Here is a 20,868-nt window from a genome sequence, read left to right as displayed (position 1 = left end):
CGAGCTCCGGTAGCTCAGTGGATAGAGCAGCAGCCTTCTAAGCTGTTGGTCGGTGGTTCGATTCCACCCCGGGGCACCATTTTCGCTTTCCTAAGCTAATTGAACTGTTTTTACTTTTCCGAAAGTGCATTTGAGCTCAACTTTGTTATTTGCTGTTGTTAAAAATATTAACAGTGTCATTGACATTGACATTTTTAAATTAGTTTCTATTATCACATTGTTTATTCTAAAATTTTTAGTGTGTCAGTTGATTCTGAGATGCCGTTGTTGGATGAGGCTCGTGCACGTAACATCATTTCTACTGCTCTCAATCAATTTAGAGGTGAAGGTGTTAGAGGTTTCTTACTGAATCAAGAGGGAAATATAATTGTGGACCGTCTTTTTAATCTTTTTGAAGGGAATCCTCAGCTGATCCTTGATAGAATTTATCCGGAAGTACCTAAATTGTTGGAGAGACTGATACGACCTGAGACCGAAAGAGATTTTGTCGGTTCTTCTAGTATGATGGAAACCACGGTTTTTGGTCTTTCTGACTTATTCCCTCTCGCCAATCGTGTTTTAAGTCCTAGGGAATCTCGTCGAAGCTTGCAATTGAATGTAGGGATTGGAACCGATGGTAGCTCTTTATCACCTACTTTTCCTGCATACGCTGAATTAGGCATACAACGTTTGAAGTCTGTCTTTGAGGTTTTATCTGATGTTCGTCTCAGAATTTTTAGTACAGCGAGTTTATCTACTGCTATTAATAGAACAGATTTAGATCAAGCTGCATTGATTACTGGTCAGCAAAGAGCATTCTTAGAAGATTATCTTTCTGCTTTCTATCCTTCTCAGTTACGTGACAAGATTGATCTATCTGATATTAAGCTGGATCGGGAGGATATAGATATGAGAATACAAGAAATGGAGTCAGAGAGTTTTCGTGAAAAATTGACTGTCCTTCGAGAATTGATGGACAAAGATACTTTAGATGTTTTGGCAAAGAATTCTAGGCGTTACGCTAAAAGTACTGATCTGACATCGGCTTTAAGTTACGCTTATTACCATACAATTTCTCAAACATTCGGCGATGGGGGGAATGAATCTTGTACTGTTTCTATTGGTGGCTCTAGCGAGTATCCTTTTAATGTTGCTCGTTGGCTTACCTCTCATTATTCTTCTGATCAACACCGTGTTGGTTTTATTATCTCTGGTTTGATTGGACGTACCCCTCCTTATTTGGATAGAGCAAGATTTTATGATTTCTTACCCAGTGATATGCAGGTTAACATGTCTACAGTTGCTAGTTTACCTTTCACCGATTTAGTGGATACACGATCTCCTTCAGCAAAAGAATTAAGATTTATGGGTGTTTGTGTGGGTGGCTTACGTAGATTAGAGGAATTTTTTAAAGATAATAAAAACGCTTCTTGGGCTGCTTCAACTACTTAACATTTGTTTAAATATGAGAATGAATACTGATTTTGACCTTATTGAAGTTTTAAACATGGTGGGTTTGACTGAAAAAGAAGCTTTAGTGTACGTAACCCTTCTTGAGTTAGGAGAATCTTTACCTAGCTCTGTTGCTAGAAAATCTTTACTTAAACGTCCTACTGTTTATGTTATCCTTGAGCAACTTAAAAAAAAGGGATTGGTTAGTCATGTTATAAAAGGCAAGAGCCTTTTTTATAGTCCTGTTGACCCTACTGCTTTAGTGGAAGACCAAGCTAGAAAATTGAAGAATCTTGAAGTGATTTTACCTGAAATGCTTAGACTCAAGCATTTATATGATATAACGCCACAAATGTCTATATTTGAAGGGAAAGAAGGTATTATTCAGGTAATGGAGGATACGTTGACTACTTCTGGAGAAATATTATGTTGGTCTAATACAGATTTAGCAGTTAATACTCTTTTGAAAGAATATCATCCTCACTATTTGGCTAAAAAAATTCAAAAGAAAATATGGACGAGGTGTTTATTTCTTTATGATTCTGTAGGACTTGGTTTCAAATTAAGAGCTTCTGAAGAACTAAGAGAGGTTTATTTCATCCCTAAGGATCGCTTTTTATTTGAAAATGAGATTAATATTTATGATAATAAAATGAGCATTATCTCTCATAAGGATAATGTTGGAGTTATTCTCCAAAATGAAGCTATTGCTAATACCCAACGTTCAATATTTAATTTCGCTTTTGAGTATGCTCGGTTGATAGAAAAAGACTTGCTCTCCACCGACGATAAAAAGAGCATCAAGAAGACTTCACTGAAGTCTTCTTGATATTTGGTTTATACTGTTTTTTCACCTGTTTAAATACAAAATTAAAGATCGCTTTTTGACTGTCTGCAATGTGTTGATTTTGAATGATGACCCCGATTTGGTCTTCATGAGAAATGATGGCGACTTTGTCGTCATAAATGTTGATTTCGTTTTTAAAAGGGAATTCGTCTTTTGGGGTTAAATAGATTTCACGCAATTCTTTTTTCCTCTTTGTTGGAATTTTTTCCGGTAGCATCATCGCAAAAATGCCTCTCACCCAAATTTTTCGAGTGACTTTTTTCTTGATGTAGCGAGGGTAGTAATCTTCTAGGCTTGAAAAGGCTTGATCTGCATTGGCCCAACACAACAAATCTTCTTTTGTGTTTAAGGTTTCTTCCATCACTTGAATGAGGCCCTCTTTTCCGTAGTAGACGGACATTTGCGGAGTGGCCGTGTATCTTTGATGCAGGCTGAGCAGTTCGGGTAAGGCGCTTGCCAAATCAGTGAGGGATTTTTCTATTTCTTGGGTTTTGCTACGTTCTCTTTCAAGGAAATATTCGGGTTTTATGGCTTGGAAATGGATCAGGTTTTTCTTTTTGACGCTGGTGACCACTCCTCGGCTGCGTAATTTTTCTAAAATCATGTAGCAGTTGGGTCGTTTTTGGCCGGTTTTTTGGGCAAGGGTGCTTGGAATTGCCTCGTTGAGTTCCAGCAAAGTCAAATAAACGAGTGCTTCATTGCGAGAGAAGTTCAATTTCTGTAGCAGTGAAATGAGTTTGGATTTGTCGATCATACGCCAAAATGAGAAAGGGCCAAGTTTAAATCTTGAGACAGCGGTGCGTCAAAGGTTTTGCCATCGATTTCCAAATTTTTTGCGTGCAAGAATTGCCGCTTGAGCTCTAGTTCTTTTAAGGCCCGTGCGTTTACAGGTTTGTTTCCATAGGTTGTGTCTCCAAGTACGGGGTGACCAATGCCAGCGAGGTGGAGGCGAATTTGATGGGTGCGTCCCGTCTCGATGTTCACCTTGAGGAGGCTGCACCAGCCGTAGTTTTCGAGGACTTCAAAAGTGGTCACTGCATTTTTACCTTGGCGATGCATGGCCATCTGCTTTCGTTTATGGGAGTCTCGTTGAATCGGGGCACTGATTTTTCCGCTAGTGGTTTTGGGGCAATCCTTCACCAAGGCAAGGTAGCTTTTGTGAACTTTGCGGTTTTGGAAGAGACGGGAGAGATGGTGGAGGCTTTCGGGCGTTTTGGCGATGATGAGGGCTCCGGAGGTGTCTTTGTCCAGGCGGTGAACGATGCCAGGGCGAAAACCTTCGAACTTACCGGTGAGATGAGCTTGGATTGCATTGGCGATGGTGTTTTCGTGGTGGCCAGTGGAGTCGGGATGCACGACGATGCCCGCAGGTTTATTGATCACGAGCATTTTCTCGTCTTCGAACAGAATTTCGAGTTTGAGATTGCTCTTTTTAAGTTTGGGACGAGGGAGTCCGGCGAGGGGCATTTGTACGGTATCGCCGGTGGCCAGTTTTACTCCGGTTTTGTGGGGACTCACGCCGTTGATCTTCACACGTCCAGCCAGAATTTGCTTCTGCACGGCGCTACGTGTCTGGCCTGTGGCGTCTGATAAAAATTGATCCACGCGTTTTCCGCTGTGTTCGGCGTTGACTTGGGTTTCAAATTGCATTTGAGTGTGGGGCTTGTTACTCTGATCGCATCCAAGTTTACTTCATTTTTTAAGACTATGGCAGTGATTACCGATGAAAAGGCAATTGACCGCGTTTTGAACCTGGGAGTGGCGGATGTGATTGTGAAGGAAGACCTCAAAAAGAAGCTGATGAGTGGCAAGCAGCTGCGCATCAAGCTCGGCATCGATCCCACGGGTTTTGATCTGCACCTTGGACACATGGTGGTGGTGCATAAATTGAAGGAATTCCAAGACCTAGGGCACCAGATCATTTTGCTGTTTGGAAATTTTACGGGACGCATCGGGGACCCCACGGGCAAGAATGAAACTCGTCCCATGCGCACCCAGGAAGAATTGGAGGCAAACGCCAAGGATTATATGAAGCAAGCAGCCAGTGTTTTGGATGTTTCGAAGGTGGAAGTGCGTTGGAATGCCGAATGGCTCGCGCCACTCAACTTTGCAGATGTGATCACACTGTCTTCTCAGTTCACGGTGGCGCAGATGCTCGAGCGCGATATGTTCCAGGAACGCATTAAGAATGATCAGCCGATTTCCATGCATGAATTCATGTATCCGCTCATGCAGGGTTACGACTCCGTGGCTCTCAAGGCAGATGTGGAACTCGGTGGAACAGATCAAACTTTCAATTTATTGGCAGGTCGCACTTTGCAAAAAGCTTATGGACAAGAACCTCAAAACATTTTGACGGTGCCCATTTTGGTGGGGACGGATGGCAGCATGAAGATGGGAAAGAGCACCGGCAATTATATCGGTGTGGACGACAAGCCCGAAGACATGTACGGAAAAACCATGTCCATCCCCGACGATCTCATTCTGATCTACTTTGAACTCGCTGGACGCAAGGATGGAGCATACTTGGCTGGCGTTGCGAAGCGTCTCAAGGATGGTGAAAACCCCCGCAATTTGAAGATGGAACTCGGTTACGAACTTGTGAAGCTTTATAAAGGGGAAGAGGAGGCCAAGCGCGCGGAGGAGCACTTCAAGACCGTGCATCAAAAGAAGGAAATTCCGGATGAAATTGAGGAGGTGACTTTAGGAGCTGGCTCTGGCGCAAACGGTGCTTGGAACATTGTGGATTTGATTTCTGAACTTGGGCTTGCCGGTACGAAGAGCAAGGCGCGCCAGTTGATAGAAGGTGGGGGGGTGAAGTGGGAAGGCGAGAAGGTTGAGGATGTGAAGAGGGAGGTGGAACTGACGGGCGAGGCGCAGCTTTTGCAGGTTGGGAAGAGGAATTTTAGGAGGGTGAGAGGAGACTAGCCCTTATTTTCAATGTGCTGATTTGTGCGAAAGCAAACTTATATGCTACGGTTGGTCTTTCATAACTCTCATTTATGGCACTTATAGACGTATTTGAACGCGATTCCGTGAAAGACTCAGAAATTTTGGAGGTTTTAGACAGAGGCTTGCAAGCAGCAGAAACAGGAGCATCTGAAGTTCCGTCTGGCGTTGAGGATTTAGCTTTACTATTCAAACAAGGTTTAGATCGGCCTGGGTTTTTGGATCATTGCAGCCCAGCACGTCAAGCAATTTATGATACATGGCTTGCAGCTAATCGAGCTAGGGTAGATGCCGTTCTAAATCCTAATGGCAAACCTGGACTTCCTTGGAGAGTTTAGAAAACCCCGACCCCTATGCTTTTGGTACAGGGATGTTTAGAAAATCTGCCGCGGTTAATATTTTCTTGTAGTTCTTTTGTGCAGATATGATTTTTGCACAAGCTACGCCTTTTTGATCCTCTGAAACCAAATAATCTGCACTTATCCCGTCAAAAAGATGATCATCTTTGTAGGAATTGGAAATATCCTTTCTTGCTTATCATTTCTATTAACTTATTAAAATCTTGACTGTTAATAAGACCTTTCCTAGCCAAAGATTCTCCTGTTTTTTTATATTCTTCGAAAAGTAAGGAATTCATTATAGCTGGCCGTGACAATTTGTTGCGTATTGTTTTTCATAAAAATCCTGACAAAAACCTGAAACAAAATCTCTAGCATGGCGATTTTCTTTGTGAGAAAATTCGAGGTCCAAAGATTACCCCAAATTCCATGCCCAATATGCTTTCCATTTTTGAAGGCCGCACGATTCGAAAGATTTTCTATGAAGAAGAATGGTGGTTTTCGGTTGTGGATGTGATTGCTGCTCTTACGGAAAGTGAAAACCCTAGAGATTATTGGTATAGAATGAAAGTTCGAGTTGAGACTGAGGATGGAGCTGAGTTGTCGACATTTTGTCGACAACTGAAATTAGAATCTGTTGATGGTAAGAAATATATGACCGACTGTGCTAACACCGAAGGTATTTTTCGTATTATTCAATCTATTCCTTCTCCTAAAGCGGAACCTTTTAAGCTGTGGCTCGCTAAAGTGGGGTATGAACGGGTTAAAGAGATCGAAGATCCTGAGTTGGCGACAAAACGAACGCATGAGCTTTATAAAGCCAAGGGCTACAGTGAGAGTTGGATCGAAAAACGAATGCGTGGGATTGCGATTCGAGAAGAGCTGACCGACGAATGGAGCAAACGTGGCGCTAAAGAAGCGAAAGATTACGCGATTTTGTCGGCTGAAATTTCTAAAGCTACTTTTGGGATGACGCCCCATGAGTATAAGAAATATAAAAGTTTGAAACGGGAAAATTTGCGAGATCCTGATGACTGATTTAGAGTTGATTTTTTCCATGCTCGGAGAGCGGGCAACGACAGAAATCACTGAAGTTAAAGATACTCATGGCTTTGATCCTCTTAAGGAAGATGCGCAGGCGGGCGGAAAAATTGCTGGGGACACGCGAAAGGCTTTGGAGCTGAAAACTGGCAAAAAAGTTTCAAAGAAGGTGAACTTTTTGAAAAACAAAGAATCTTCTGATCGTCGTAGAAATTTCCTCCAAGCTTAGCTATTCTCTAGCTATGCTCGACCACCGACTCGATTCCAAACTTTTAAAGACCCGCGATTCCTACATCTTGAAACTCAAGGAGATGGACATCAAGACATTGCGCGATCTTTTGACCTATTTTCCGCGGGCGTATCGCGATGAGCAGGAGTTCACGAGGATCAATGAGATGCGCACGGATGAGGTGAATGTGATTCAGGTTAAGATCAAGTCCATGGTGAATATTCCGACGAGGGCTGGGGGAGTGGTGACACGCGCGGTGGTGGCGGACTCCACAGGCGAATTGCCGGTGATGTGGTTCAATCAACGTCATCTCAAACAACTGTTTTTTAAGGGAAGCGACATTATTTTGACAGGTAAAATCAAGTTCGAGAAGGGGAGGAGCATGATGATGAGTCCGAAGTACGAAAAACCATCGAAGGTGCTCTTGCACACTGGGCGCATTGTGCCGGTGTATCCAGAGAGTGAGGAAATCACGTCAAAATGGCTTCGGGAAAAGATTTATAGCCTCTTGCCGTATGCAAAATTCTTCGATGAATATTTGCCGCACTGGGTGCTCGACGGGCAGAGGCTGATGAGCTATTCGGATGCGATCTACCATGTGCATTTTGCCAAAGATGAAGAATTTTTGAATAAAGCGCGCGAGCGATTGGCGTTTGATGAACTTTTCATGCTGCAATTCATGGCGTTGCGCCGCAAAAAAAGGTGGCAAGAGGGCTTCACGGGTGACAAAAAACTGCTGACGCCCGAACTTGACATGCAGGCTTTTTTCGATGCGTTACCCTTTGAACTCACGAGTGCACAGAAGCGCACCATTGAAGAAATTTTTGGTGATCTGAAGCGCGACTTTCCAATGCTACGTCTGATTCAAGGTGACGTGGGTAGTGGTAAGACGGCCGTGGCGGCTGCAGCGATTTTTGCGATGGTGAAGAGTGGTTACCAGTGTGTGCTGATGGCACCGACTGAAATTTTGGCTAAGCAGCACTTTAAGAATTTGACAACCTTTCTTTCACGTTTTGGATTCAATATTCAACTGCTCGTGGGCTCGATGAGTGCGAGTGAGCATGAAGACACTGTGCGTCAACTTGCGACGGGCACCTGCGATCTAGTGATTGGTACCCACGCGATCATTCAAGAAGGCGTTTCATTCGCGCGACTGGGCCTTGTGGTGATTGATGAACAACATCGTTTTGGAGTGAAGCAGCGTGCCAAGCTCAAGGCTCAGGGGTTTCCGCATCTTTTGAATTTATCGGCGACCCCGATCCCGCGCACCATGGCGCTCACTATTTATGGTGATCAGGACTTGTCTATCTTGGATGAACTGCCGCCAGGACGTACACCGATTGTGACGCGGCTCGTGCCCGAGCATAAACGCAGTGACGCGGAATTTTGGGTTTCGGATCAAGTGGCGAAGGGGCGCCAGGTTTTTGTGGTTTGTCCGTTGATTGAGGAGTCGGAAGCGGTGCAAGTGAAGGCTGCGACTTTGGAATTCGACCGATTGCGCACTGAGGTTTTCCCGAACCATCGGTTGGCCCTCTTGCATGGCCGCATGAAGGGCGATGAAAAGGCGGAAGTGATGCAAAACTTTGCTGTTGGTGACATCGACATCCTCGTTTCGACTTCGGTGATTGAAGTGGGCATCGACGTGCCGAATGCGACCATTATGATGATTGAAGGCGCGGATCGATTTGGTCTCGCACAGCTCCATCAGTTTCGGGGGAGAGTCGGGCGAGGTGCACATCAGTCCTATTGTTTCTTATTTACAGATTCAGGCTCGGACGAAGCCTTGCGTCGTTTGAAATATATGGTAGAATTCAATTCTGGTTTCGATTTGGCCGAAAAAGACCTCGAAGTTCGTGGTCCTGGAGAAATCTACGGCGTGAAGCAAAGTGGAATCCCGGACCTTAAAATGGCAACGTTCGGCGACAAAGAACTTTTAGATCGCGTTCGTGCATGCGCTCAGCGCCTTGTCGACGAAGATCCAAATTTGATCGGATACCCAGTGCTTGCCGAAAAAGTGGCCAAAGCAGAGGCGCAAATGGAAATCACAGACCAGGCTTAAAGCCGTCTTTCAAAAAATAACGCGTATAAACGCAAGTTTGTGGCCCTATGATTAGAAGAGTCTTAGATATCGCGAGTTATGATGTTCAAACGGTTCAGAGTGATTCAATCGAGCCAGATGATGGAAAACTAGTTGAATTGTCTTGGATACGACACCGATTGCGAATGGTGAGGATTATTGAAGAAAGGAGGCAAAGACTTGTAGAATTGGTGAGGTTGATGGATAGCTATGATGAAGAGGAAGTTCTGGAGGAATTGGGTTTGGAAAGCTGAAGATTAACTTTACACAAGATACATTGTGCAGAATTAGTTAGGCTTCTTTCCAAGTTGTTACCACCTTTCCCTCCCTGCCCTAGGCAGCGGCCTTTGGCTCCTCTGTTGGGATTTCTGGCATTTCAATAGACGCAAATTCAATTTCTTTTGCATCACGAGTGTCGTACATTACCGTATAGCCCATGAATGCTGCTGTTGCTCCTGCCATTGCGTATCCGGTTCCCCTAGCAACTTTTTGCATGCGTTCGAGCAACTGTCGATAACCTCCTACTTTACGTGCGAGTTCTGTTAAACGAGGGACGAGTCGTGTGCCTGTTTCGATGAGATCATCGCTGGCTCCAAGGCCACGAAGACTGAGACGCACGGCTGCTTCTACGGCATTGGCGCTGGCGTAGACTCCTGCTCCGGCCGTTCCTGCGGCGGGACTGCTGGCAATAGCAGCGAGTACGCCGACTGTATCTGTAAAGGCACTGTAGGTTCCCATTCCAAGACGAAGTGCACGTTCCCAGCCACTTAATTTTCTATCTGTTAAAATTTCTTCTGCCATGGCTGCACTATAAAAGTCTGTGAGTCCAAATGGGCATAGCACGTTGATGATGGTTTCGAGCGTTGTCCAACCCATTTGTTCTCCTAATGCGGTGAGTTCACCGTCGATGATCATGTCTTTTCCCGCTTCATTCGCTTTATATGTTTCATAAACTAGATAGCCTGTTCCGATGACGACGGACATGATTCCGCGGCCTTTCACTTCTTTGGCTACTGCTTTAATTCCTAGGCTGGTACTCAATTCTTTACGGACGATTGCATTGAGTGCGACCTTTTCTTCATGAGAAAGCGTTTCTTTGCTGAGTTCATCGAGTAATGTTTCTGCTTCTATGCCTGAGGTTTTTAGGTGTTCTCGAACTTGAGTGTCGAACGCATCTAACTCGGGTCCTCGAATGCCGCGTCGAACCATATTTTCCCGTTCTTCAATTGCGCTGCGCATGTAGGAGTCTGAACTAGTGGCCATGCTCCTCAATCGGTTGATTTTAGCTTGAGGTGTTTCTACCCCAGCGGGTCTGTTCGTTGCTTCGCTTAAAGCGCGTAAGGAAGCGGTTGTTTGGCTTGCTTTTATTTCTGCAAGAAAACGTTTGGCCTCTTCCGCTGGAGCGGTTAAATCCACTCCACTTTTAGCGTAGTGCCAGGTGAAGTCGTCTGAGAGATTGGCTGCTTTGAGGTATTCCTTTCGATTTCTTAAAAACCATTCTATGTAACGAGTTCGTAGCTGCTTTACGTTTTCTGGAAGCAGTGTAGATTTGACTCGAGATTTGATTCCTTCCATGTCCCAACCGGCGATTTTTTCGAAATTGGCTTCGTCGAAAGTTTTAAAAATTCTTCAGCAGCCCAGGCCGCTCTGGCTCGTTGATAGACCAGTTTGTTGCTTGGGTCTGCCAATTCTTTTGCTGTGAAGAAGAGCAATTTAGCTTCATCCGTCGCCCATTGAGCTCCGGCATAAACCGTTTTTGCACCTATTGCGGTCCCCTTGAAAATATTGAGAGGGGCAATGATTCCTCTTCCCGCTCCTTTTAAGGCTTCAAAAATTACGGACCCACTTCCGTTTAATATGCCTGCTTTTTGAAGACCTGCTATGGCGACTCCTACCGCCATTCCTCCTCCCACGTAAGTCAGTCCTCCGCGTTCCAGAAAGCTAGTCACCACACTGCCCGCAGTTTTTTCTTCCGTTGCAGCTGCTTCAGCCACGTCGCAGACGGTGTCTACGAAGAAAGAACAACTGGAAAGCACCATTATGCTGCCCCCTGAAAGGAGATAAAGTACCCCTTCATAGCAGAAAAGCTGTCCCCCGTCTTTTGCGGCTGCATCCACAAGATCCCCTGCTTTCTTTTCGACGGAGCTTGGAGTCTGTCCTTCTTGAGGCTCCTCTCCCCATGATTTGATAAGATTGCTGGTGTTTTTACCTTTTTCTTCTAAAAGTTTTGGATCTTCTGAAATCAGAGGCTTCTTAGTAAGTTCGGGTGTAGTTTCAGGATGTTCTCTTTGATCAATCGTTTGTAATAGTTCGCCAATGGTTTTCTTTTTTCGCTCCTCTTCGGTGCTATTCGCTTCAATGTAGATTTGGATTTTGGCGTCTGCATTGGCTTCACGAAGGTCATCGTCAGCGTTGGTGAATGGAATATTACTGGATAGGTCAAAACCCACCATCTCAGCGATTTGCATCGTGGCGTAGCCAAATTTTCCAGAAATTTGTCCTTTTCGATGTTCTAAAAATGTTGAGTAACTCACATCTCGTAAATTGAGTATGTATTTTCTTTCAACACTGATGGTTTCGGCCATGCGAGTCAAATAGGCTTCATCGGAATCGAGAGTCAGTTCGGCGAGGGCATCTTTCATTCCTTTTTCTTTGAGCCTTGCAATGAAGCGGTCTACCGTTTCTTTCTTGGCATCGAGCCCCATCTTATCCTTGAAATATCCTGGAATAGCCTCCTTCCCTACGAGCCAAGCCACTCCCCCGAGAGTGGCTAAACCGATTGCTTTTTCGGCTGTACTGAAGAAAGCTTCTTTGTCTTTTTTTCCTTCTTTTTCATCGACTTCTTTGGTCCAAAGTTTACTGAACACTTTCCAGCTTAAATAAGCCGTTCCTAGCCCTACTCCTACCTTAAGGGCAGTGGGCATCCAGCTCCAATCACGAGGTTTTTCTCCTTTGTCCACCTCCTCTTTCAATTTTCTTGCACGATCTAAAACAGGTTCTGGTGGAGTTTCTTCCATAACTGTCATGGCTAAATCGGCACGTTCCTTTTTTTGATCGGAGAGATTCAAGACCTCTAGAATCTTGTCTCCCCACTTTTCGGGGACGGATTGAGATTGAGCGGAAGATCCTTGCGATTGGCGTGCATTCATTCAAGAGAATTAAATCTCTTTATTATACCTGATTGTTGTGTGTTTTGGAAGTGCCTTTTAAAGAGCTTTCGTCATATAAGTCCCTTCGAGCTCATAGCCCCATTTGCGATAGTAGTTGCGGGTGCCCACTCCAGCGATGATGGCCATTTTTTTAAATCCGTCTTTTTTGGCCAATTCTTCAGCTTTTTCGAGCATGCGGCGGCCGAGTCCGGCGTGCTGAGACGCGGTTTTTTTAGTGCTACCCACGTTCACTTCTGCTCCGTAAACGTGCACTTCACGAATGAGTGCGGCACCGTCGAGTTCAGGGATGAAATGAGTTTTGCCCTGAAGTGAGTAGGAGGAGTAGCGCATGCGTAGTAGCGAACAGAGTTTGTCTTTTTGGCTTAGCAAATCCTTTGGATCCGCTTGGTTGAAACTGATGAAAAATTCTTTGCCGTCACTGGCGTCGAACTCATGAATGCGCAAAGACGTGGCGTTGGGATCGTAAGACTCGCCGCGGATTTCACGACAACGGATGCAGCGGCAGAATTTTCCGTCGGCTTTCATACGCTCTTCGAGAAGTTGGCGCATATTGGTCTTTTGGCTGCCTTCCAGAATAGACTCCCCTGGAATATCGCGGAAAAGGCGCTCGACCCGTACGTATTCGGGCAATTCGAGTTGGATTTTGTAAAGGAGATCCATGAGCACTTCGTCGCTGTAGGCCTGGTAGCGCCCCTCTCTCCACCACTCTTCCAGTTCGGCATAAGGGGTGACCACGCAGGGGTAGATTTTGACTTGGTCTGGTTTAAAAGCGGGATTTCGGAAGAATTCTTGTACCACCCAGAGGTCGAGTTCAGGAGTGCTGCCGGGCAGGTTGGGCATAAGGTGAGTAGCGATTTTGAAGCCCGCGTCACGGAGCAATTTCATCGCGTTGATGGTGTCTTCAATTTTTTCGCCGCGCTTGTTGAGGTCGAGTACCGCTTGATCGATGTGCTGGACGCCGATTTGAACCTTGGTGCATCCGAGACGGCGCATGTTCAAAATTTCGTCTTCGGTGATGTGGTCGGGACGGGTTTCAAGGCTGAGGCCGATGATTTTGTGTTTGGCGGATTCGTTGATGCGTTGGGCCTCTTCAAGGGAACGTCCCGTGGGGCCTTTTTCTTTTGGCAAGCCCTTATTGCAAGCATTGAAAAGAGCGCGCACGAAGTCCGTTTGATAGCGGCGGTTGTAGGCTGAAAAAGTGCCACCGAGCACGATCATCTCGATTTTTTCGGTTTCGTGACCTTGGCGTGTGAGGCTGTCGAGGCGAGTTCGAACCTGGTCCTGAGGGTGAAAATCGTCAAGCACAGCGCGCATGGCTCCGGGTTCATTCGAAAGATAGGACTTTGGCATGCCGGGTTCCGTGGGGCAAAACACACACTTGCCTGGGCAGGGATAAGGTTTGGTCAAAACGGTGAGCACGCTGACGCCTGATAAGGTCCGGATTTTTCGCTTACGAATGAGACGTTGCAAAACTGCCTCCCCTTTCCATCCTTCTTTTAAGAGTTCCTCGTAAGCGGTTTGCAGTTGAAAGTTTGTGGGCAAAGAAATTTTGTAGTCCCGGGCGAAACGCTTCTTGAGTTTGTGAAGTTCCCCCTCCGTTTTTTCAGGGAGTTTGGACGCTTGTTTGAGCAGGTTTTTAAGGATATTCTCTTCTTGAATGATTTTCATGGGATTCGTTAACACTCAGCCTACCATGCACTCTAAGAGAATCCGCGAAAAGGTCAAGCGGGACTACAATTCGATCGCGGAGGAGTTTTCGGAGACGCGCCAAGCGAGTTGGAAGGAGTTTGAGGATTTTGTGCCATTTTTAAGATCCGGCTTACGAGTTTTGGACTTGGGCTGCGGCAATGGGCGTTTGCTCGGTTTTTTACGAGACAAGCAGTTGCATTCTTACGTGGGTGTGGATCAATCGGAGGCGCTACTTGAGCAGGCACGCGGATGCGTCGACACTTTTGCGGATGGTGTCATTGACCCTGCGAAACTCCGCTTTGTTCAGGCGGACATCTTGAACTTGCCGAATCTGGGAGGGAAATTTGATGCTGCATTTATGATCGCTTCGTTTCATCACTTACCGCCCAAGGATCAACTTGTGTTTTTGAAGCGGCTGAAAATGCATTTGAAACCGGGTGCGTTTTTGTTTATGACGAATTGGAATCTGTGGTCGCTGCGTTTTTGGAAGGCGTGGCTGCGGAATGTGCTGTGGCCGAATTATGGGTTTCGAGGACTGCTCATTCCCTGGAAACATCGAGTGAAACGGTATTACTATGCCTTTCGCCCTAAACAGCTTCGCGGTTTATTAGAGAAGGCAGGCTATACAGTGCACTATGAAAAACAAGATCGAAATTTAATCACCATTGCTCGCACATGAAAAATGGAACGACTTTTTTTGGAGTGAAAGTGGATGCTCTGACTCGAGTTCAGGCTCAAGCTCGTTTGGATGAAAAACAGCTGATTTTTACACCCAATCCAGAAATTTTACTTGAAGCCTCTCGGAACCCTGGGTACCGAAAGGCGCTGCAAAAAGGTACTTTGATGCTGCCCGATGGGAATGGCCTTCAATTGGTGAGTACCTTAATGTTTCTGCCCCGTTGGCTTCGGGTACTTGCCTTCCCCAATGCGCTTGTGCTCTATCTTTTTAGAAGGCGCTACTTCCGCTGGGTTTTCCCTGAAATCATTCATGGTGCGGACTTTATGGTGGATGTGATTGAAAAAGCGGTTGAAAAAAATTGGTCCATATTTTTTTTAGGAGCTGCACCAGGAGTGGCAGAGAAAACAGCGGCTTATTTTCAAAAGCGATGGCCTTCTTTAAAAGTGGCCGGCGCTTCTTCTGAGAATCCTGGGAAACAGGCTTTTGAAGAAGTGTTAAAAGCAAAACCTCAGATTCTTTTTGTGGCGTATGGTGCGCCTAAACAGGAACTTTGGCTTTCGGAATATTTTGAAAAACTCCCTTCTCTTCGCATTGCGATGGGAGTGGGCGGCTCCTTTGATTTTTATGCGGGGGTGGTTAAACGAGCTCCTCTTCTCTTTAGAAAATTGGGCCTGGAGTGGCTGTGGAGGCTCTTTTTAAATCCGATTCAACGTGGAAAACGCATCTGGAATGCGGTGGTGGTGTTTTCCTTCAAAGCGCTGTTAGCTAGAAGCTAGAGGGCATTTAATCCCTCCTCTTCTTCCCTACTTTTTCTTGGGCGGATTGAATGAAGGGGGAAACAAACTCGATGATGCTTTTGGTGAGCAAAATGGGTTTTGTGATGTAGGTGTTCACTTTTTCAACGAGGTCTTTGACTTGATCGGTCACTTTTACCACGTCGCGTAAAATGAAAAGCAGGTAAATGAGAGTGATGGAAACGAAAACGGTGAGCAAGGTGATGCAGACCGAAAGCGTGAGGTACAGAATGTCGAGAGATTGCATGGCGGTGGAGTTAAATTTTATTCTTCCGTTTCTTCGACGGGACAGATCAGTCTCAATTCTTCGAGTTCATCTTGAACTTTGAGTTTTTGATCGATGGTGCTGGCGATGCGCAACTTGAGTTCATTGTACTCGCTTTCTTTCACGGAGTACACAGCCCATGCTGTGAGGCCGTTGCTGGCAAGCAAAAGGAGGAGGAAGAGAGTGGCTAGAAAAGGAGTGCTTTTGAAGAAGGTCTTGTTTTTCATATTAAGATAAAAGTTTAGTGAGAAGTTCGTTGACCATTTGAGGGTTGGCCTTACCTTTGCTTTCTTTCATCACGCTGCCCACGATGGCAGCCATGGCTTTGCTTTTCCCTGCTTTTACATCGGCTACAGCTTCGGGATTGGCTTCGATGGCTTTTTTACATAGTTCTTCGATGGCTGTTGTGTCGCTGACTTGAGAGAGGCCCAGTTCTTCTACGAGTTGAGCGGGCATTTTTCCACTTTGCATCATGGCTTCGAAGACGCTGGATTTAGCCACGTTGTTTGAAATTTTTCCGGCATCGATCATTTGAATGAGCTGAGTGAGATGCTGAGCCGTGATGGGAGAATCGGCAAGAGATTTGCCTGCTTCTTTGAGACGGCTCACCAAAACAGTGCCCACAAAAGAGGCTGCTGTTTTTGCATTTTTACTGGCTTTCGCCGTTTCTTCAAAAAGTCGGGCGAAACGTGAATCTTCTGAAAAAAAGCGAGCTTCGGCTTCATTCAATTGGTATTCGCTGAGGAAACGTTCATAGACCGCTAAAGGAGATTCGGGCACTTCTTTGCGCCACTCAGTAATCTGTTCTTCACTGAGCTCCAAGGGAGGTAAATCGGGTTCAGGAAAGTAACGGTAGTCGGCGGCGCTTTCTTTTTCACGGAGTAAATGAGTGTCACCTTTGTCTTCATCCCAGCCCACGGTGGTTTCTATGGTGGGGGGTGTGCCAGCCTCCCATGCTTCACTTTGTTTGGCGATTTCACGTTCGATGGAGGCTTCTAGAGAGCGAAAAGAATTGAGGTTTTTAATTTCGGCGCGAGGGTAGAGTTTGCTGTCCCCTACAGGTCGTAAAGAGACGCTGGCGTCGAAACGCATTTGTCCTTTTTCCATGTCGCAGTCGCTGCTTCCAGAGTAGCGCACAATTTTCTGTACGGACTCGGCGTATTCTTTGGCTTCTTTGGCGCTGCGCAGATCCGGCTCTGAGACGATTTCCATGAGAGGCTTCCCCGCTCGGTTGAAATCGAGCAAGGTGCCTTGAGTGCTGTGGGTCAATTTTCCAGCATCGTTTTCAAGGTGCAAACGGCGGATGCCGATGCGTTTTTTCTTCCCTTCTACAAGGATTTCGATATGGCCGTTTTCAGAAACGGGCTCGTCGTACTGAGAAATTTGAAAACCTGATGGTAGATCGGGGTAAAAGTAGTTTTTTCGATCGAATTTGGAATGTTTTTTAATTTCGCAATTGAGAGCCATCGCCGCGATGGCTCCTTTTTTAATGCTTTCGACATTGGCCACAGGCAGCATGCCCGGGAAACCCATGCAAATGGGACAAACGTTGGTGTTGGGCTCTTTGCCAAAATTATCATTGCTGCAGGCGCAAAACATTTTGGTGCGAGTGTTCATCTCTGCGTGAATTTCTAATCCGATGATCACTTCAAGATCCATAAGAGCTCTTTAATTCAGCTGCATTTAACCGTTTTTTATGTTCGAACGCAACAGAGTTGTGAGCAATTCTTTCAATTGACCGTGATCCCGTACGGCTTGGTGGTGGACGAATTTGCTTTGATTTTCCATGATGATGCGCTCCACTTTTTGGGGCAAGGCTACGTTTTTTAAAACGATAGGATTGGAAGCTACGTTGTCGATTTGCAGATTGCCAAAACGAAAGAGCGTTCCCCAAAATCCATGAATTTCACTGGTGGTGGTTTCTATGGTTCCGAATTCGATGCGATTGGTGGATTTGCTGAAGGGCGAGTTCCATTCAAAGTTGATGACCGACATATTGGTGACGATCCACGCATCCATGTACCATTGGGTGAGCCGATAAAAACAAATCATTCCTCCTAAAATAACCCAGGCCAGCCAGACGGCGGGCATCATCGGGAAAATCCAATACCCTAGAGCAGGGATCAGGAGTCCAAAAAAAGTGGATTTGAATAAAATTGGATAGACAATGAAGGGATGGATATGGGCGACATAAACGATTTTTTCTCCTTCATCCAGGAGACTTCCAAAGAGGAATCGATCGAGCACTGTTTTCATTGTGGAGGGAATATTTTCTTGCTAGACTTCCTTTGTATTTTACACCCTTATGCAAGAAAAAACGACTAAAGATTTTAAATTCGCGCGTTTTTTTTTGGACATAGGATTGGACATTGTGATCGTGGTCGTGCTGGTGCTATTCATACAAAATTTTATATTTGCTCCTTTTCGGATTCATGGGCCTTCGATGTGTGACACTTTCAACTCTTTCAATGGAGAATGTTACAACGGAGATGGAGAATTTATTTTGGTTTCACGCTTCCCTGTTTGGGACCTTTTTGGCTGGTCCCCGACCGAGCTTGAGCGAGGCGATGTGATTGTTTTTCAAGCTCCTTACTCTGAAAAAGGGGAATATTATATCAAGCGAGTGATAGGTCTGCCCGGGGATACTATTCTGGTCAAGAATGGGTTGGTTTATTTGAAAAATGAAGAAGGGCGTTTTATTGAATGGGATGAGCCTTATTTGAATGCCGAAAACACTGGAAACACCCATCCTCATCGCTCCAGTGCCGAAACCTATGAAGTTCCTGAAGACAGTTATTTTGTGATGGGAGACAATCGCATCAAAAGTAGTGATTCGCGCCGTTGTTTTCAGCAACTGGGTTGCTCTGAAAACAGCTCCCCTTACTTGGATGAATCGTTCATTGAAGGAGAGGTGAAATTGGTACTCTTCCCTTTCACGCACTTTCGTTGGGTGAGTGATTTGGATTAGAGCTCGTCTTTTCCGCTGAAGTAAAATTCAATGAGCATGATGAGAGCGACCAAAAGCAGGCCGTTCCAAATTCTTAAAAAACCGAGCATGAGTAAACCCAGACAAAGCACCGTGCAAATGCTGAGCAAGACTCCTTGGCGTAAGGAAATCATGATGTGTTTGAAGTAAATTTGATCTTTGTTTTTCCATTTTTTTAAAAGAGTCAGCACGATGCTGAAAGTTCCTGAAAGTGCTATGAAGGTGGTGATGAAAAAAAGCGATAAAGAGAGACTGGGACTCAAAAAAGGGTCCAATTTGTAGAGGACTAAAAGCCAGGCTCCCCAGGCTAAAGCTGTGCCAAAGCCAAAATAAAGCAGCGTTCGATACTGCGGAATGATGAGGTAAGGATGTTTTTTTTTCTCTTCGTTCATAGACGTGTCTTCATGTTACAATTGCTTCGCTTCCCCTGCAACCTTATGAATCCTCTTCGTCTTCTTTTCTTTTCCAGCAGTCCCATCAGTTTGCCTTTGTTTCGTGCTTTATTGAAGGATAAGCGTTTTGAAATCATGGGTCTTTTTTGTCAGCCTGATAAGCCTGCAGGGAGAGGACAGCTTTTGACGGCTCCTGAAACGAAGCTTGTGGCGGAAACGGAGGGCATTTTGGTTCATCAAATGCCTCGGCTTTCGGAAGCTAAAGAACTTTTGGATTTTCTAAAAAAAGATCCGCCGGATTTTTTGCTCACTTTTGCCTATGGTCAAATTTTATCGAGCGATTGGCTTGAGCTTCCTCGCTTGGCTCCTTTGAACGTACATGCATCTTTGTTGCCTTTATACCGTGGAGCAGCTCCCATACAAGCGGCTCTTTTGGATGGGCAGAAACAAACGGGTCTTTCGCTCATGAAGATGACTGAAAAAATGGATGAAGGTCCTGTCGCTTTTAAGCACCCTTTTGATATTGAGGCCACCATGAACAGTGAAGATTTGTTCGATGCGCTCGGGTCTTTGGCGGCGGAGCGCATTCCTGAGGATTTGCTCCAATTGAAAGAACGTTTGGTTTTTGAGGAACAAGATCCAGCCGCAGCGACGTATAGCTCCAAAATAAAAAAGGAAGATGCCTCTGTGGACTTTCATAAAGATGCTGAAACCCTGCTGCGTCAGTTTCGCGCTTACACTCCGTGGCCGGGACTTTGGACCACTCATCAAGGGCAGAGGCTTAAGTTTTTGGGTTTGGAAAAAAGTTCCACTTTATCCCTTCAACCGGGCGAGCTGAGCTATCGTGATTTTGCCTTTTATGTGGGAACTCAAAAGGGAGATTTGAAACTCACTCGCTTGCAATTGGAAGGGAAAAAGCCCTTGGAGGCGAAGGATTTCATTTTGGGTTTTCCAGATTGGGCTTCAACTTTTTTGGGGACTTGAGGGCTTTGATGGGCAGCGGGTCTAATAAAAAACGTGAAATGGAAGCCAGAACTGTCATGGCTAAAAAGCGGCTGGATTCGGATGTGAGCCAATAATGATCCAAGAGCCCCGTACAAAACATGAGCAGCCCCATGGAAAGGAAGAAATTCTTTTTACTTGTTTCGTGTTTTGTTCCTAAATTGTTTTTTTGTTTGAACAATTTTTGCGTGAGCTTGAAAAGTAGAAGTAAGAAGGCAAAGAGGCCCAGAACCCCTATCTCTACCAATAGAAGCAGCAAAATATTGTGGGTGGGTTGGTAGTCCCATGGCATCCATTCTTGTATTGAATTTTCATCTAAAAAGAGAGTTTCAAGGCTCCACCCCACTCCAAGAGGATGAGCGTAAAAAAGCTCTGCGGCTCGTTTGAAACCTTCCATTCGTTCGTACCAGGCGTTGTCGGAAAGCAAAGGAGAATGAATCAACAGTATGCCCACTTCTAAAGCGATTAAAAAGAAGGCCGAATAAGTGAAGATGCGATGACGTTTCTCTTTGAGAAAAGGAACGGCACGGTAGCCCAAAAAAAAGAGAGCGAGTGTGAGACTGAAAAGAGCGGATCTTGAAAAACTGGTGATGAGGCCTAGGATTTGTAGTCCCAAAAGCAACACAGTTATTTTTTGAGATTTGGGCGGATAAAGGAGTGTGCCCAAAATGCTGAGGGCTAAAAATCCCCCTAAAATGTTGGGGTGAGCAAAGGTACCGTAGGAACGGAAAAATTCCCAAGTGGAGAAATTTATTTTTGCCAAGTGAGCGGTTGCGCTACTGAGCACTGGCTCCCCTAAAAAATTCAATCCCATACTGTGACCCAGAAAGAATTGCAGAAGGGCTAAAACTGCTTGAAGACTCAGACTTATCGTTAAAATACGAAAAATCGTGTTGACCTTGATTACTTTGTTCACGATCAAAAAATAGATGAGCAGCAGTTCCAATAAACCGGCGCTCAAAAAGAATTTTAAGAGGGA

20 protein-coding genes, 1 tRNA gene and 1 pseudogene are annotated in these 20,868 nt (G+C 45.3%); 11 read left to right on the top strand and 11 right to left on the bottom strand.

Annotation, left to right across the window (positions count from 1 at the left end; genetic code table 11):
• Positions 1-3: 3 nt before the first annotated feature.
• The 3 genes from IPG41_00935 to IPG41_00925 all read left to right on the top strand — a co-directional run bounded on the left by IPG41_00935 (position 4) and on the right by IPG41_00925 (position 2,260).
• Positions 4-79 (top strand) — tRNA-Arg (locus IPG41_00935).
• Between the two features lie 161 nt (positions 80-240).
• Positions 241-1,431, top strand: coding sequence for a hypothetical protein (locus IPG41_00930; protein QQR55126.1), 1,191 nt, complete (start codon positions 241-243; stop codon positions 1,429-1,431).
• Positions 1,432-1,450: 19 nt separating this feature from the next.
• Positions 1,451-2,260 carry a hypothetical protein gene (locus IPG41_00925; GenBank protein ID QQR55125.1) on the top strand — a complete coding sequence of 270 codons (810 nt, stop codon included), beginning with the start codon at positions 1,451-1,453 and terminating at the stop codon, positions 2,258-2,260.
• Here the strand turns inward: IPG41_00925 and IPG41_00920 are convergent.
• Together IPG41_00920 and IPG41_00915 are read right to left on the bottom strand one after the other, a co-directional pair.
• A complete protein-coding gene (locus IPG41_00920; protein QQR55124.1) occupies positions 2,232-3,032 on the bottom strand; it encodes a TrmB family transcriptional regulator in 801 nt (266 codons plus the stop codon). The genes IPG41_00925 and IPG41_00920 overlap by 29 nt on opposite strands.
• Positions 3,029-3,928, bottom strand: coding sequence for an RluA family pseudouridine synthase (locus IPG41_00915; protein QQR55123.1), 900 nt, complete (start codon positions 3,926-3,928; stop codon positions 3,029-3,031). The genes IPG41_00920 and IPG41_00915 overlap by 4 nt, the downstream gene beginning before the upstream one ends.
• Before the next feature lie 66 nt (positions 3,929-3,994).
• Here IPG41_00915 and IPG41_00910 point away from each other — a divergent pair, with 66 nt between their 5' ends.
• The 4 genes and pseudogenes from IPG41_00910 (at position 3,995) to recG (ending at position 8,894) form a co-directional block, all read left to right on the top strand.
• On the top strand, positions 3,995-5,206 hold the full coding sequence (locus tag IPG41_00910; GenBank protein ID QQR55636.1) for a tyrosine--tRNA ligase: 1,212 nt from the start codon (positions 3,995-3,997) through the stop codon (positions 5,204-5,206).
• A 74-nt stretch (positions 5,207-5,280) separates the two neighbouring features.
• Positions 5,281-5,565 (top strand): hypothetical protein, encoded by a 285-nt coding sequence (locus IPG41_00905; GenBank protein QQR55122.1) that lies wholly within the window; start codon positions 5,281-5,283, stop codon positions 5,563-5,565.
• Between the two features lie 429 nt (positions 5,566-5,994).
• A pseudogene (locus IPG41_00900) lies at positions 5,995-6,835 on the top strand (Bro-N domain-containing protein).
• A gap of 13 nt (positions 6,836-6,848) precedes the next feature.
• Positions 6,849-8,894, top strand: a complete 2,046-nt coding sequence (gene recG, locus IPG41_00895; GenBank protein QQR55121.1) for an ATP-dependent DNA helicase RecG — start codon at positions 6,849-6,851, stop codon at positions 8,892-8,894.
• A 351-nt stretch (positions 8,895-9,245) separates the two neighbouring features.
• Here the strand turns inward: recG and IPG41_00890 are convergent, their stop codons facing one another.
• Genes IPG41_00890 through IPG41_00880 form a run of 3 tightly spaced genes read right to left on the bottom strand, consistent with a single transcriptional unit; the run spans position 9,246 to position 13,750 of the window.
• Positions 9,246-10,487, bottom strand: a complete 1,242-nt coding sequence (locus tag IPG41_00890; protein ID QQR55120.1) for a hypothetical protein — start codon at positions 10,485-10,487, stop codon at positions 9,246-9,248.
• Complete coding sequence (locus IPG41_00885; GenBank protein ID QQR55119.1) at positions 10,436-12,061, bottom strand: hypothetical protein; 1,626 nt, start codon at positions 12,059-12,061, stop codon at positions 10,436-10,438. Before IPG41_00885 ends, IPG41_00890 begins: the two co-directional genes overlap by 52 nt.
• Before the next feature lie 57 nt (positions 12,062-12,118).
• Positions 12,119-13,750 carry a tRNA uridine(34) 5-carboxymethylaminomethyl modification radical SAM/GNAT enzyme Elp3 gene (locus IPG41_00880; GenBank protein QQR55118.1) on the bottom strand — a complete coding sequence of 544 codons (1,632 nt, stop codon included), beginning with the start codon at positions 13,748-13,750 and terminating at the stop codon, positions 12,119-12,121.
• A 25-nt stretch (positions 13,751-13,775) separates the two neighbouring features.
• On the opposite strand from IPG41_00880, the gene IPG41_00875 reads away from it, so the two are divergent.
• Together IPG41_00875 and IPG41_00870 are read left to right on the top strand one after the other, a co-directional pair.
• Positions 13,776-14,450: a class I SAM-dependent methyltransferase gene (locus tag IPG41_00875; protein QQR55117.1), complete on the top strand. Its 675-nt coding sequence runs from the start codon at positions 13,776-13,778 to the stop codon at positions 14,448-14,450.
• Positions 14,447-15,226, top strand: a complete 780-nt coding sequence (locus tag IPG41_00870; protein ID QQR55116.1) for a WecB/TagA/CpsF family glycosyltransferase — start codon at positions 14,447-14,449, stop codon at positions 15,224-15,226. Before IPG41_00875 ends, IPG41_00870 begins: the two co-directional genes overlap by 4 nt.
• 7 nt (positions 15,227-15,233) lie before the next feature.
• Here IPG41_00870 and IPG41_00865 read toward each other — a convergent pair whose 3' ends face one another.
• Genes IPG41_00865 through IPG41_00850 form a run of 4 tightly spaced genes read right to left on the bottom strand, consistent with a single transcriptional unit; the run spans position 15,234 to position 17,765 of the window.
• On the bottom strand, positions 15,234-15,491 hold the full coding sequence (locus IPG41_00865; GenBank protein ID QQR55115.1) for a hypothetical protein: 258 nt from the start codon (positions 15,489-15,491) through the stop codon (positions 15,234-15,236).
• A gap of 17 nt (positions 15,492-15,508) precedes the next feature.
• Positions 15,509-15,736, bottom strand: a complete 228-nt coding sequence (locus tag IPG41_00860) for a hypothetical protein (protein QQR55114.1) — start codon at positions 15,734-15,736, stop codon at positions 15,509-15,511.
• Between the two features lies 1 nt (position 15,737).
• Positions 15,738-17,168, bottom strand: a complete 1,431-nt coding sequence (gatB, locus tag IPG41_00855) for an Asp-tRNA(Asn)/Glu-tRNA(Gln) amidotransferase subunit GatB (GenBank protein QQR55113.1) — start codon at positions 17,166-17,168, stop codon at positions 15,738-15,740.
• Positions 17,169-17,192: 24 nt separating this feature from the next.
• Positions 17,193-17,765 (bottom strand): hypothetical protein, encoded by a 573-nt coding sequence (locus IPG41_00850; protein QQR55112.1) that lies wholly within the window; start codon positions 17,763-17,765, stop codon positions 17,193-17,195.
• Positions 17,766-17,814: 49 nt separating this feature from the next.
• On the opposite strand from IPG41_00850, the gene lepB reads away from it, so the two are divergent.
• Positions 17,815-18,477, top strand: a complete 663-nt coding sequence (gene lepB / locus IPG41_00845) for a signal peptidase I (GenBank protein ID QQR55111.1) — start codon at positions 17,815-17,817, stop codon at positions 18,475-18,477.
• Here lepB and IPG41_00840 read toward each other — a convergent pair.
• A complete protein-coding gene (locus IPG41_00840; GenBank protein ID QQR55110.1) occupies positions 18,474-18,887 on the bottom strand; it encodes a hypothetical protein in 414 nt (137 codons plus the stop codon). The two genes, lepB and IPG41_00840, sit on opposite strands and share 4 nt — an antisense overlap.
• A 45-nt stretch (positions 18,888-18,932) precedes the next feature.
• Between IPG41_00840 and IPG41_00835 the strand changes: the two genes are divergently transcribed.
• Entirely contained in the window at positions 18,933-19,871 is a 939-nt protein-coding gene (locus IPG41_00835) for a methionyl-tRNA formyltransferase (GenBank protein QQR55109.1), read from the top strand.
• On the opposite strand, the gene IPG41_00830 is transcribed toward IPG41_00835, so the two are convergent.
• Positions 19,825-20,850, bottom strand: a complete 1,026-nt coding sequence (locus tag IPG41_00830) for a hypothetical protein (protein ID QQR55108.1) — start codon at positions 20,848-20,850, stop codon at positions 19,825-19,827. The two genes, IPG41_00835 and IPG41_00830, sit on opposite strands and share 47 nt — an antisense overlap.
• Positions 20,851-20,868 lie beyond the last annotated feature (18 nt).

This window comes from Candidatus Peregrinibacteria bacterium (genome assembly GCA_016699145.1).
Taxonomy (GTDB): Bacteria; Patescibacteriota; Gracilibacteria; order UBA1369; family 2-02-FULL-48-14.
This window is presented reverse-complemented; position numbering and strand designations above follow the sequence as displayed.

Bases quoted from the DNA above. Each gene is read 5' to 3' on its own strand.
- IPG41_00905 (QQR55122.1), top strand. From the start codon at position 5,281: ATGGCACTTATAGACGTATTTGAACGCGATTCCGTGAAAGACTCAGAA.
- IPG41_00860 (QQR55114.1), bottom strand. From the start codon at position 15,736: ATGAAAAACAAGACCTTCTTCAAAAGCACTCCTTTTCTAGCCACTCTC.
- IPG41_00865 (QQR55115.1), bottom strand. From the start codon at position 15,491: ATGCAATCTCTCGACATTCTGTACCTCACGCTTTCGGTCTGCATCACC.
- IPG41_00850 (QQR55112.1), bottom strand. From the start codon at position 17,765: ATGAAAACAGTGCTCGATCGATTCCTCTTTGGAAGTCTCCTGGATGAA.
- IPG41_00915 (QQR55123.1), bottom strand. From the start codon at position 3,928: ATGCAATTTGAAACCCAAGTCAACGCCGAACACAGCGGAAAACGCGTG.
- IPG41_00925 (QQR55125.1), top strand. From the start codon at position 1,451: ATGAATACTGATTTTGACCTTATTGAAGTTTTAAACATGGTGGGTTTG.
- IPG41_00880 (QQR55118.1), bottom strand. From the start codon at position 13,750: ATGAAAATCATTCAAGAAGAGAATATCCTTAAAAACCTGCTCAAACAA.
- IPG41_00840 (QQR55110.1), bottom strand. From the start codon at position 18,887: ATGAACGAAGAGAAAAAAAAACATCCTTACCTCATCATTCCGCAGTAT.
- lepB (QQR55111.1), top strand. From the start codon at position 17,815: ATGCAAGAAAAAACGACTAAAGATTTTAAATTCGCGCGTTTTTTTTTG.
- recG (QQR55121.1), top strand. From the start codon at position 6,849: ATGCTCGACCACCGACTCGATTCCAAACTTTTAAAGACCCGCGATTCC.
- IPG41_00870 (QQR55116.1), top strand. From the start codon at position 14,447: ATGAAAAATGGAACGACTTTTTTTGGAGTGAAAGTGGATGCTCTGACT.
- IPG41_00920 (QQR55124.1), bottom strand. From the start codon at position 3,032: ATGATCGACAAATCCAAACTCATTTCACTGCTACAGAAATTGAACTTC.
- IPG41_00885 (QQR55119.1), bottom strand. From the start codon at position 12,061: ATGAATGCACGCCAATCGCAAGGATCTTCCGCTCAATCTCAATCCGTC.
- IPG41_00875 (QQR55117.1), top strand. From the start codon at position 13,776: ATGCACTCTAAGAGAATCCGCGAAAAGGTCAAGCGGGACTACAATTCG.
- IPG41_00835 (QQR55109.1), top strand. From the start codon at position 18,933: ATGAATCCTCTTCGTCTTCTTTTCTTTTCCAGCAGTCCCATCAGTTTG.
- IPG41_00890 (QQR55120.1), bottom strand. From the start codon at position 10,487: ATGGAAGGAATCAAATCTCGAGTCAAATCTACACTGCTTCCAGAAAAC.
- gatB (QQR55113.1), bottom strand. From the start codon at position 17,168: ATGGATCTTGAAGTGATCATCGGATTAGAAATTCACGCAGAGATGAAC.